This is a genomic window from Anaerovibrio lipolyticus LB2005 (assembly GCF_000621545.1).
Lineage (GTDB): Bacteria > Bacillota > Negativicutes > Selenomonadales > Selenomonadaceae > Anaerovibrio > Anaerovibrio lipolyticus_A.
On sequence record NZ_JHYA01000021.1, the window covers coordinates 1 to 11,307 of the forward strand.

Genomic DNA, 11,307 nt, shown 5'->3' on the forward strand with positions numbered 1-11,307 from the left:
CTCTTCTTTAAGTTCCTCTGAATACCGGGGTGCTCTTCCGCCAGGGTATCTCATATGAAGCTGTCTTTCCAGCTCCCGGTTCCTGAGAGTCAGTCGTTCAGCCTCATCCTGCAATTGTTCATAGTCTTCTTGGAGCTTATTCAGCTCATAATGTTTCACGATTGCTGCACTTGATAAATTGTAATCACGCGAACGATATTGTGATATCTGTTTTTCCATCTCCAGTATCTTATCTACCAATTCAGCCTTACTAAACCGCTTCAATGCTTCCTTGTCACCTTTTTTAACAGCAACTGTCAGCTGGCTCTGATTTTGCTTCATCGCCTCACCAAACTTCTTGGCCATTTCTGCCATACTTGCTTTATCCATTTAAATACCTCTTCCTTGTAAATATCGGACCGAGGAATATGATACCACAGAATGCCGATGATTCAAAGCTATGAGCTTGATACCTTTACTGTAGAATCATCGCTGACAATATAATTAATCAAAAAAGGGGCTTGACTTTCATATAATGCGTGCATTATAATATGATTATAAAATCTTCGGAGGTGCATTTATATGACGATAAGCAAGGCACAGGCAGCAGCCACCAATAAATACAACAAGGCCAACTATGACAATCTCAGTATCAGGATCCCAAAGGGCTGTAAGGAAGTCCTGAAGGAGCTGGCCGATGCTAATAAGATGTCGTTGGCTGCTATGGTCATGTGGAGCATAACCCAGGCCTACACCGACCACATGGAAAAGGATATGCCCGCAGAGCTGCGTGACAAGATGGATGATGTCATAATGGCCACCAGAAATCAGATAAATACAGCTGACACAGAGCACCAAAGATATGGGTCGCTTTAAGCGACGCACCAGTAATGGCGCGGCCTCGCGTGGCTTCTACGGATATGTGGCAGGGGAAGGCTTAATACCACCTCCCCTAGTGTGAGGGGCGCCCTCCTTATCGTCTGCCCGGACATGTGAGCATACCACTCCCCATGGGGGGGAGGGTATTAAGTAAATTGACGCCACTTTTCCCACGAGGCCACCTGAAAGAGCCCAACCAAGCTTTTCTATTAATAGAATCAAAGAATAGGGCCCAAAGCGGCCAGGGCCTTCGGACCGGACGCTGCCAGGGACCGGATAACGGATGAAGATGCTGGCGGGGCTCATTTTTGTCTTTTAAAAAAATTTTTTCATCAATGTGTAAAATCATCCCACGTCGGTAATATATTAGTGCAGCGCCCCGCCAGGGGAATCACCATATCGAAGATGCACACGTCGAAAACCGGGAAAGTCCTCTATATATTGTATATAAGGAATGTTCCCTCCCAAAAGTGGCATAAACCCAGTAATAGCAAGGGATTAGCCCCATTTTCGATAGGTGGAAAATCTTACACTTTTTTCGAAAAAAAGGTGGAAAATCTTACACTTTTTTGAAAGCTAGAATAAGGATCGGAGTAGATGAAATGAGCATGAAACGTTACGAACAACACACAGAATCACATGAGAAATTCGGCCATCGGGAGTTTATCAATGTCAATGGCTATGAGCTCCACGATGAAGAGCATAAGACCTATGCCGCTTTGTACGGCTTACGCTTCTATCGGACAGTGCAGCTGATTAAGGATGGCAGGGAGTTCCATTTGGTGGATATTCTTGATGATGCCTCTTCTTACTTTGCATTTGGTAAGCTGTGCAAGAATCTTAATCTCGCCAATCAGGTAGTAATCGATACCAGCATCAGCAGAGGTCACTGGAAGCTGGCCAAGACACTTGAAGATCTGGCTACGGTATGCGGTGTATCCGTTGATACCATTAAAAAGATAATGAAGAAATGGAAGAAGGCAAATGCCGTTGCCAAGGTTAATATCAACGGCAGCATCAGCTATGCCGTAAATCCTCTTTATTATTCTGTTTCCAAGGGCTATCAGTTGTCATTACCAATGATTAATGCCTTTTATGCCTCCATTCGTGAGCAAATCAAAAGCCCGGAAACCCTGGAAGAATTGGATTACCTTCTTAGTGAATATAACAGCCCTGTCAATGCCCGTAAGGAAGTCTCCAGTGATGCTGAGGCGCAGGAGATATTGATGGCCGATATCGCAGAAGAAGCTAGAATGATGCGACATGATGACATCTTTACTGAATACGTCCTTGATGGTAAGGTTCCCCTTATCTGGCATGAGGAGAAATGGAATAAGGATGGAAAGGAATGTTCCGGCTATTTCGTAGGCAAGGCTGCGGAAAATGAGTTCTTCACTCCTAACAGTATCCAGCTGGAGGATGAGCGTGGAAAAGGACGCAAGGCATCCAATGTAACAGCTGTCCGTAACCTCTACATAGACATTGATGCCGGCAAGGATGCCGAGGGCAATTACCTTTCCTTAACAGAGGTGGCTGAGCGCAAAGCCGCTATGAAGAAGGTTATGGCTACCCTCCCTGCTCCTACAGCCACCGCAGAAACCAGAAACGGCTTCCATTTGTATTGGTCTATTAGTAAGGAGGACCAGACTGATATTGAACGTGGAAAGGCTCTCCTCAAGAAGCTCGTCAGAACCGTCAGCATTGCTGACAAGGCCGCATCTGACATCAGCCGCCTCCTCCGTCTCCCAGGAAGCATTCACCATAAGAATGGTCTGGAGCCGTTTCAGGTGAATATCATGGAGGCCAATGCCGTAAGATACAGCTTTGACGATATTGAGGCTTATCTTGACAACAATATTGCTTCCATCGAGGCTGCATGCCAGCTTTATACCGAGAAATATCCTGAGGCCCTTCAGAAGATTTCACTCAAAGAAAAGAGTAAAGTTATTCAGTTCCCAAAAACTCCATTGTATAACGAGCTGAGAGGATCTGATAATGACGTCGAAAAGTGTCATTCCATCAGTATGAGAAATTTCCTGGCTGATATGGGATATGATGCCTGGGGAACCAAGTTTAAGTGCGTCCTCCCCCTTCATGGTGATGAAAACGGCGATGCCAATATTTATGATAAGGACGGAGCTGGGCAGGCCTACGATGTTTATGTATGCCATTGTAGTGAGTGCTCAGAGAAGGGCCTCGATATCATCGGTCTTGTTAGAGCCATGTACAGCTGCTCCTTTAAAGAGGCGGTTTCCTTCCTGCTTGATTACGCAGAATCCTTGGATAAGAATATCGCCTGATTTCTATTAAAAATGAAGAAGAACAAATTAGGGAAGAAAGGTAACCAGATGGGAGCTGAAGGGTAACTAATTAGGAGTAATATAACCATTTTGGCCATTTTCTTGCTAAAAAATGTGGAAAAATCTGTTGATATTCCCTAATTTGTTCCTCTTTCTTCCCTATTTGGTTCCTTTTAACTCCCAATTGGTTACTTTACAATTAGGTAATATTTCCCCATGCCTGAGGCCAGTAAAATCAAGCCTTGAGAAACTTTGATACAAAGTGGTCAGAGGAGATAGTATCGGCTGTACCGAGGACACAAAAAAAGAAGGCGCGGATGGGTGAAAGCGCCTTCGGGAGAGTGAAGACAGGGATGGAGAAAAATGTCTTCACATGCTTGTCAATGATTTGACCACTTATCATACCCCTGAGTGGTCAATATTTTTACCAACTAATCAGGCATTTACTAAAAAGATCGACTAACAGTTTTCCGTGTGTTATAATTCTCTGCAGAAATGAGGTTAAGAGCGTGGCAAAAATTGGAATTGTAGATGCTGATTTATTGGATAGAGGAACACGATTTCCTAATCTTTCACTGATGAAATTGGCTGGATATAAAGAAAAAGTCGAGGGATATACCATAGAGCTTATTGAGGATTGGGACAAAATCAATCCAGATAATGGCCAAGGATATGAGGATTATGAGCATATCTATGTAGCCAAGGTGTTTGACTTCACTCAAATACCAATTAATCTGGATAAAATACCAAATCTAACTAAAGGCGGTACCGGATTTTTCTGGGTAGAGGCGAGCAGCCCTTCACACAGACTCCCCGATGAAATAGAGCACTTCATGCCCAAGTATGACCTATACGACCAATTCATTGAGCATGAAATAGCCAGAGGGATTAAGCCAGGGAAATTCACTGATTATCAGGAATACTCCATAGGTTTCACCACAAGAGGCTGCATTAGAAAATGCCCATTCTGTGTAAATCAGAACTGCGACCATGTGGAGCGCTGGAGTCCGGTAAGTGAGTTTTTGGCTGACCTTGAGGAATATCCTAACAGAAAAAAGATTTACTTGTGGGATGACAATATCCTTGCTTTTCCGCAGTGGGAGAGTGTCTTGAACGAATTGATAGCCACTGGTCGTCCATTTTCGTTCCGTCAGGGTATGGATATAAGGCTTATGACTGAAGCCAAGGCGAAAAAAATATGTGGTGCCAAATACATCGGTGACTATACCTTTGCGTTTGATAACTACAAAGATAAGAAGTATATCTTACGGGGCCTGAAACCTTGGCTTAAATATGCCAAGAAGCAGACCCGACTTTACATTCTTTGTGGATTCAAGGGACAAGGCGCCCTGGATATTGCAGAGACTTTCAAAAGAATTCAGATACTCATGGAGTATAAATGTATTCCGTACATCATGAGGCATGAATTCTACGAAAAATCCCCATACAAGGGAACTTATATCAACTTGGCCCGTTGGTGTAACCAGCCAAATTTCTTCAAGAAAAAATCCTATCGGGAATATTGTGAAGCTAATGGTGAGAACAGCAGCACAATGAGATATGCTCGTAAATTCGAAGAGGAACATCCTCATATAGCAGCCGCTTTCTACGATATGAGATTTGACATGGGTGGCAAAACACCTCAAAAATAAAAAACCTCTGGCATTTTTAAGAGCCAGAGGCTTTTTATTATATTATTCCTGATTGCTATTTATTCAGAATATGCATCCCCATATGATGCTTCATTGAGAGTCCCCGACGTAGCAAAAGGGAACCAGTCCATGTCCAAGGCAATATAGACACGCTGGCGAAGTAAATTGAGCGGATCGACAATATCACATATACGGTTATTATCATCCAAAAGATAACCTATTTCCACTCCAATACCGCTGGTTATTAATTTTGAGCGCATATCGGCACGTATTGCCTTTCCTGCGAATACTATTATGGTCGGTATTGGACTAGCCAAACAATCGTCCAGGGCATACGATAATTTTTCATAGGCACTGCCAGGAGTCCTCTGCAGCTTGGCCTCAATAGCCATTGTTTTTCCGTTTCTCTTATTCTGAACAATTACATCCAATTTTCTTGGAGTATTTACAAATCTCAGCCCCACATGCTTTTCGGTTAAAACCTCCAAGTCACTGTCCCAGCTTCTTATCATTTCCGCTATTTTATCTCTGAAAATATTGCCGTCGTTTGCCATACAGACTCCCCCCACTATCTGCTTGTCATTACGATCGATTATAGCACTGCATCAGAGTTATTGCTATATAATAATATTTCTGCTATTATAATTACAAACATATATTCTGTTTTTAAGGGAGGATTTAATTATGGTTCTGTTTAGGCCCTACGCTTCCTCATTTGAAGAATCAATGGGGATGCTGAAATTATTCGACAAAACCCAGGATATTAATAATTACCTAATAGATTATCACAATTTCCATAATTATCTCGGCCCAAATGGCGATGAACACATTCTGAATGGATCTGATGAGGAGCAGAATGACACCCGGAACGGCTGGGCCCACTCCCGTATCATCTACTTTGGGAATGTTCCTATGGGAATCTTTGACGCTAACACACTAAGGACGGTACGCATGCCCCATCTTACTGTAAACAATGACATCAATGGCGGTCTAAAATGCCAGTTCAGTCTGCTCAACGAAGATTATATTTTCTTCCTGGGCACTGACCAGTGGTCTGAGCATAGCAAGTGTGTTGGTTTCAAGTGCCGACTCATGAATCAGCCCATATTCCAATGTGAAGACTTACCTGTGATGAGAGCTGTATTCCGTCAGGCCATCGAAACCTTTATAGCCAGAACAGCCATCAGGAATGTGGGTCTTGCCAAAGCTGTTGCTGATTTTAAGGCAAGGAGGAAGAAGGAAATTATCTAAGGTACCCCACTCCCCCATAGTTAGTACCTTCGTGCGTATTCCGAGAAGATAAGTACCACCCATAATGCTAATAAAAGACTCAATATTTATAGAAAAGTATTGACATTTATAGCAGCTGAGCGGAGTATGGACTGGAGTCAAGGAAACGGCTTTGCGACATAGTTTTTCCGCGGCGCATCACAGAAAAACCAGTGCAAAAAAATAAGCCATACATGGACTGTATGTCTTAGGTATCCGTATTTGCTATGCTTATAGTCTGCAGCCACTACAGCTGCCAGCATTTATCAGTCATACTATCGCCCTGACTGCCCAGGATTACTCCCGTATATGCTGTTTCCGATTTGTTTCAATCACGATTATATGTCCCCCACCGGCTCCTTAAGCCCATTCTACGATAGGCCCTGTTCTGGGTATGGCCGGCATTTCCCCCAGTGAGGTTATTCTTCACAGATAAGCACCATGAAGAAGCCCCGACGATTTTTCGCATCCGCTCGCCGACACGTCCGATCAGCTGTCCTGATCTCTGCTTTATAGCCTTAGCTGGGCTATCATCCGGCTTGACCCGCTGATGATTTCCCTGAATTAGCACCAGGGCACGCTGCATAGATATCCTGTCTATGCCCAGGCAACAAAAAACGGGTGCTCTTAATAAGCCCCGTTAGAACATTATTCTTGTAACATTATTGACATAGCAGTCCATTTTTGCTACTATATCAATACGAAGTGAACGGTTCCTTTTTTTCGGGGCCGAGCAGCTCTGGAGATGCGCCAACATCGCCAGGGCTATTTTTTATTGCATAATATTTTGTTGTAACATGGTTGTTGTAACATCTTATCCACAGAAAACCTGTGGATTTTTTATATCCATATTGATAGTAACGCAATGCAATAATACTGTCAACCCCGCTATTTATGCGTGTTGGCAGTGTTGGACTTGTTGTTGATGTTGTACATATTGCTATTGTTGTTCAATAAGCCCAACATATCCAACATTGTTATGTTGATTTTGTTGCTATTGTTGTTCAACATATCCAACATATCCAACACGTTTATGTTGATTTTGTTGAACAACATTCAAAATTTCTTGCTATTGTACAATGGTCGTGATAATATTTTCTCAAGAAAAAATTTAAAAATTTTTTGAGGAGGATATTATATGGCTGCAAAAGTTTATGCTATTGCTAACCAAAAAGGTGGCGTTGGTAAATCAACAACTTGCCAGGTACTGGCTGCAGGATTGCATGACCGTGGTAAAAAGGTATTGCTCATAGACTTAGATCCTCAGTCCAATTTATCAACTTTGTGTATGGCAGTTACCGATGCACAGAAGCGGGATGTGGTTACCATTCTCGAAGTATTGACCGAAGAAAATACTTTGTCCGAAGGTATTCAGCATAAGGATAAGTACGATATTGTACCAGCCTCAATGTTTTTAGCATCCATTGATGGGAGATTACCGGACCAGATATCCCGACCATATAAATTGGCTGAAGCAATTAAGACAATATCCAAGCAATATGATTACATAATAGTAGATACGCCACCAGCATTAGGTACATTAACAGTTAATGCTATAATTGCGGCGGATTATGTCCTTATTCCTGCCCAAGCTGATATTTTGTCCCTTCAGGGAGTAAGCCAACTTTATTCTACCATGCAGGCCGCACGGAAACACGCGAACAAAGGTCTTAAAATTGCTGGCATCATATTAACCCGCTACAATGGTCGAACCAATTTATCCAAGGATATCGCAACTTTATTTGATAGTGCTGCTGGAACCATGAAAACCAAAGTATTTGAATCTCGTATAAGAGAGAATACTGCCTTGAAAGAAGCACAGTCAAAAGGCGTAGATATTTTCTCATATGATAAAAATTGTAATGCCGCCAAAGATTACAAGGCTCTAATAGATGAAATCTTTGGAGGTGAAAAATAATGGCAGGAAATAAAAAAGTCATTGTTAACAAGAACTTGATTCCAGATAATTTTGCCGAGTCCGTTGCTGAAGAAGTCATGGGAATCACTTTCCAAAATGATGAACAATTAGCAGAAAATTCAAATGTTGGCAATGTTGATAATGTTGATGATGTTGAACAACAAGGCCAACAAATCCAACATACTCAACAAGACCAACAAGAAGGATCCTCTGATGATGAACAACATCCGGAAAAAGAAGAAGTTGATGGCAGTGAACAACAAAACAGTGTAGTAGGGGAGAAGCCGTCTGCTAAAACACCGAAGAGAACATTTCCGGGCAAACAGCATATGCACCTGATTCTTCCAAATGAATTAGCAGAGGCAGTCAAGCTATTAGCAAAGGTACAAAATAAGTCGGTAAATGAATTTATGAAAGATTTGATTGAGACACACATGGAAGACTGGAAACCATTGATAGAACAGCTTGGCTGTATTGAAAAAAATATTGGTGTTAAGTCCAGTAAAAAACGATTGCTGTAACCTAATGTTGCTAATGTTGGCAATGTTGCTATTGTTGTTCAACATTAACAACATCATCAACAAAAGCAACAAATCCAACTTAATCAACACTTATTAATTACTTATTAAGTGATTAAGTCGTAAATAAGATGGGGGAGTCAAAGATATGGATAATAAGCTCATTGTGACGATTTATCAGAATCATCTTGTTTTGACGGCTCAAATAGAGGGGGATGAAACCAATTTTATTTACAGAATAAATTTCGACGGCTGGATACGGCTAATGACGAAAAAAGCCATTTTTCAGCATGAATATGATATTGACGAAGAAATATGGGAGACAGTTTAAGAAGTGATAGTAAGGGGAGCGAAATTTTCGGACAGTGGTGCCAAAGTGCTGTATCGGGGGCCGCTGGATGAGTGTCTGGCTTGGTGTCGTAAGCAGGAGCTTTGGCTTTATGATGCTCTTGATATCTGCCGTGATGATGGCAGCATATACAGGAAAATTACTAGATTTGGAAAGCCCGCTAGTAGATAAGCTGGCGGGCTATATTATGTCTTGAATTATATTCAAATGATATTTTAGCAAACTAAAAAAAGCCACCTCTTTTCTACAGGCACTTGGGGTCCAATTCCCCGCGGCGGTAGAAAAGATAAGTAGCTCTTTGTGGAGTAGATTATATCAAAGCCATAATAGAAAATCAATAAAAAGAAGCACTATCTTTCCTTGGGGAGCGCTCGCCCCAAGACCAACAACCAGCTGTCGGCGCGTTGTACACATCCGTTGGCATAAAAGCTGGACCCAAGGATGATTCGTTCGCTCGCGAAGATAGTGCTTCATTTGGTAGCATACTATCAAAATTGAATTATTATGTCAATAATAAGTTAATTGACACTAACTCCAAATGATTATATAATGAGTTCACCAAAGGTGTGGAGCAGGATATTCTGTGTAGAAGCACTAGACTTGGTGGCGGGGCGAGAATATCCTGACAGTCCGGCTCATAATCTTATAAAAAGTTTTCTGCTTCAGCACCGGATTTGTTCTCCGGCGAGCTGGTAGAAGATTCTTTAACCGTCCTTGGATTGACCCGCTAAGGTCTCCGAGGGCGGTATTTTTTGTGTAAAAAAAAATGAGTCAACATCTCCAACGGACCTGTTAATTAAAACCGTCCCTACCGTAGATATTAACTCATCTAAAAGCATTACGTGGTCTGACACCATCAGGGGCCAATTCCCTGTGGGCTCCAAACTACGTAATACCTTTGTGGATACATGATATTAAATTAGATTCATTCTGTCAATAATCATTATTCATTAAAAAGAAAATACCATCCTCAGCGCCCTTAGCGGGGCAGGCCGAAGACAGTATTTCCATTAACTATAGTCTAGCGGAATTACTGCACAATGTCAAAGACTTAATTAATAATGGTTATTTATAATGCAGCCAAAAATCCTGGAAAATAAAAAAGCCCCGTCCATTATAGGACGGGGTATTGTTATTGATTACCATCTATAATATCCAGGACTGTTGCCATTGTCGCGTACATCGACATGGACAAATTCATCATCGAAATACATGCCGATACCGTCAAAGCCAACCTGCTCAGCGTACCAGGCAAGCTGGCCTACTGTATGGCAGTGGTCATAGTCAGGTACCAGCACGGAGGCATAGCCCGCCCCCGCCGGCCCGAAAGCCTTACACTAATGTATTACCGACCTGGGAGTTATTTACACATGGCAGAAATTTTTTTTAAAAGATTTTTAAGCAACAAAAAAGCCCCCCGTAGTGGGGGGAGCTTCCTTATTATCAGCTATTCTTCTTTTCTTCTTGGATCCATCTCCATACAGTGGCCTTGGAGCATCCGCACACCTTGGCCAGGCCTCCTATGGAATATCCTCTATTCATGTAGCGGGAGTACAGGTCAGGCCAGTCTCCTGGCTTCTTAATCGGAGTTCTGCCTTTGTATTTGCCTTGTGCTTTGGCTATAGCGATGCCCTCTCTTTGTCTCTGCAGCATGATTTCACGCTCAAACTCTGCCAAGGCCGCAAAGACCGTGAGCATCAGCTTGCCCTGCGGTGTCGATGTATCCAGCTTCTCCTTATCAGATATCACCGTGATTCCGTGGTCACTAAGCCCCTGCACGATATCCAAAAGGTCCTTGGTGGAGCGGGCAAGCCTGCTGTATTCACTGACGATTACGGTGTCACCTTCCCTGACATATCTAAGCATCTCCTCCAGCTGGGGCCTGTGCATGTCCTTACCGGAGAGCTTGTCAATGAAGATTTTCTCGCAGCCATGGCTCTTAAGGGTCTCCACCTGACGGGCTTCATTCTGCTCCACGGTGGATACGCGGGCATACCCTACCTTTTGTCCTGTCATGATACCACCTCCAATTTTCTATTATAAGTATAGAAAATCGTTTCATATAAGTCAATAACTTTGTGAAACATCTTTTTAAAATCCGTCAGGGGATTTATGTGAAACGCCTTCAAGGTCTCCTGAGGGATATCTGCCAGCCGTGGCCTATTGAAACGGACTCATATCTTTGAATCAAAATAAAAAGCACCACTGACGATACAGTGATGCCCTTGTTGGCTCATATCTTTGATTCATTTTTGGTTTAGGATACGATTGACCGTAGACTTGCTCATCCCGAAGTGGGCTGCAGTGCTTTTATACGTCTGGCCACCAGCGCTATAGAATCTCCTGACCTCTTCTTTAAGTTCCTCTGAATACCGGGGTGCTCTTCCGCCAGGGTATCTCATATGAAGCTGTCTTTCCAGCTCCCGGTTCCTGAGAGTCAGTC

13 protein-coding genes are annotated in these 11,307 nt (G+C 42.7%); 8 read left to right on the forward strand and 5 right to left on the reverse strand.

The window, feature by feature from the left end; all coding sequences use genetic code 11:
• Positions 1-369 (reverse strand): hypothetical protein (locus tag T355_RS14390; protein WP_037330167.1); only part of this gene is annotated, 369 nt, incomplete at its 3' end.
• Between the two features lie 192 nt (positions 370-561).
• Here T355_RS14390 and T355_RS14395 point away from each other — a divergent pair.
• From T355_RS14395 to T355_RS14400, 3 genes are all read left to right on the forward strand, one after another.
• A complete protein-coding gene (locus T355_RS14395) occupies positions 562-855 on the forward strand; it encodes a hypothetical protein (protein ID WP_037330168.1) in 294 nt (97 codons plus the stop codon).
• Between the two features lie 605 nt (positions 856-1,460).
• A complete protein-coding gene (locus tag T355_RS0111925; RefSeq protein ID WP_027397942.1) occupies positions 1,461-3,158 on the forward strand; it encodes a hypothetical protein in 1,698 nt (565 codons plus the stop codon).
• Positions 3,159-3,667: 509 nt separating this feature from the next.
• Positions 3,668-4,810 (forward strand): hypothetical protein, encoded by a 1,143-nt coding sequence (locus tag T355_RS14400; RefSeq protein WP_197019586.1) that lies wholly within the window; start codon positions 3,668-3,670, stop codon positions 4,808-4,810.
• A gap of 59 nt (positions 4,811-4,869) precedes the next feature.
• Here T355_RS14400 and T355_RS0111935 read toward each other — a convergent pair whose 3' ends face one another.
• Entirely contained in the window at positions 4,870-5,364 is a 495-nt protein-coding gene (locus T355_RS0111935) for a PD-(D/E)XK nuclease superfamily protein (protein ID WP_027397943.1), read from the reverse strand.
• Positions 5,365-5,494: 130 nt separating this feature from the next.
• Between T355_RS0111935 and T355_RS0111940 the strand changes: the two genes are divergently transcribed.
• From T355_RS0111940 to T355_RS15355, 5 genes are all read left to right on the forward strand, one after another.
• Positions 5,495-6,061: a hypothetical protein gene (locus T355_RS0111940; protein ID WP_027397944.1), complete on the forward strand. Its 567-nt coding sequence runs from the start codon at positions 5,495-5,497 to the stop codon at positions 6,059-6,061.
• 1,156 nt (positions 6,062-7,217) lie between these two features.
• Complete coding sequence (locus T355_RS0111950; RefSeq protein WP_027397946.1) at positions 7,218-7,997, forward strand: ParA family protein; 780 nt, start codon at positions 7,218-7,220, stop codon at positions 7,995-7,997.
• Positions 7,997-8,518, forward strand: a complete 522-nt coding sequence (locus tag T355_RS0111955; protein ID WP_027397947.1) for a hypothetical protein — start codon at positions 7,997-7,999, stop codon at positions 8,516-8,518. The genes T355_RS0111950 and T355_RS0111955 overlap by 1 nt, the downstream gene beginning before the upstream one ends.
• Positions 8,519-8,663: 145 nt before the next feature.
• Complete coding sequence (locus T355_RS0111960) at positions 8,664-8,846, forward strand: hypothetical protein (RefSeq protein WP_027397948.1); 183 nt, start codon at positions 8,664-8,666, stop codon at positions 8,844-8,846.
• A 3-nt stretch (positions 8,847-8,849) separates the two neighbouring features.
• On the forward strand, positions 8,850-9,035 hold the full coding sequence (locus T355_RS15355; RefSeq protein WP_197019587.1) for a hypothetical protein: 186 nt from the start codon (positions 8,850-8,852) through the stop codon (positions 9,033-9,035).
• A 968-nt stretch (positions 9,036-10,003) separates the two neighbouring features.
• Here the strand turns inward: T355_RS15355 and T355_RS15360 are convergent.
• From T355_RS15360 to T355_RS15365, 3 genes are all read right to left on the reverse strand, one after another.
• Positions 10,004-10,162, reverse strand: coding sequence for a hypothetical protein (locus tag T355_RS15360; RefSeq protein WP_155851737.1), 159 nt, complete (start codon positions 10,160-10,162; stop codon positions 10,004-10,006).
• Positions 10,163-10,307: 145 nt separating this feature from the next.
• The gene (locus T355_RS0111975; RefSeq protein WP_027397949.1) at positions 10,308-10,880 is read right to left on the reverse strand and encodes a recombinase family protein; all 573 of its coding nucleotides are present in this window, start codon (positions 10,878-10,880) and stop codon (positions 10,308-10,310) included.
• Positions 10,881-11,110: 230 nt separating this feature from the next.
• The coding region (locus T355_RS15365; protein ID WP_027397950.1) for a helix-turn-helix domain-containing protein at positions 11,111-11,307 on the reverse strand (197 nt) is incomplete at its 5' end.

Bases quoted from the DNA above. Each gene is read 5' to 3' on its own strand.
- T355_RS0111955 (WP_027397947.1), top strand. From the start codon at position 7,997: ATGGCAGGAAATAAAAAAGTCATTGTTAACAAGAACTTGATTCCAGAT.
- T355_RS14395 (WP_037330168.1), top strand. From the start codon at position 562: ATGACGATAAGCAAGGCACAGGCAGCAGCCACCAATAAATACAACAAG.
- T355_RS0111950 (WP_027397946.1), top strand. From the start codon at position 7,218: ATGGCTGCAAAAGTTTATGCTATTGCTAACCAAAAAGGTGGCGTTGGT.
- T355_RS0111960 (WP_027397948.1), top strand. From the start codon at position 8,664: ATGGATAATAAGCTCATTGTGACGATTTATCAGAATCATCTTGTTTTG.
- T355_RS0111925 (WP_027397942.1), top strand. From the start codon at position 1,461: ATGAGCATGAAACGTTACGAACAACACACAGAATCACATGAGAAATTC.
- T355_RS0111940 (WP_027397944.1), top strand. From the start codon at position 5,495: ATGGTTCTGTTTAGGCCCTACGCTTCCTCATTTGAAGAATCAATGGGG.
- T355_RS0111935 (WP_027397943.1), bottom strand. From the start codon at position 5,364: ATGGCAAACGACGGCAATATTTTCAGAGATAAAATAGCGGAAATGATA.
- T355_RS0111975 (WP_027397949.1), bottom strand. From the start codon at position 10,880: ATGACAGGACAAAAGGTAGGGTATGCCCGCGTATCCACCGTGGAGCAG.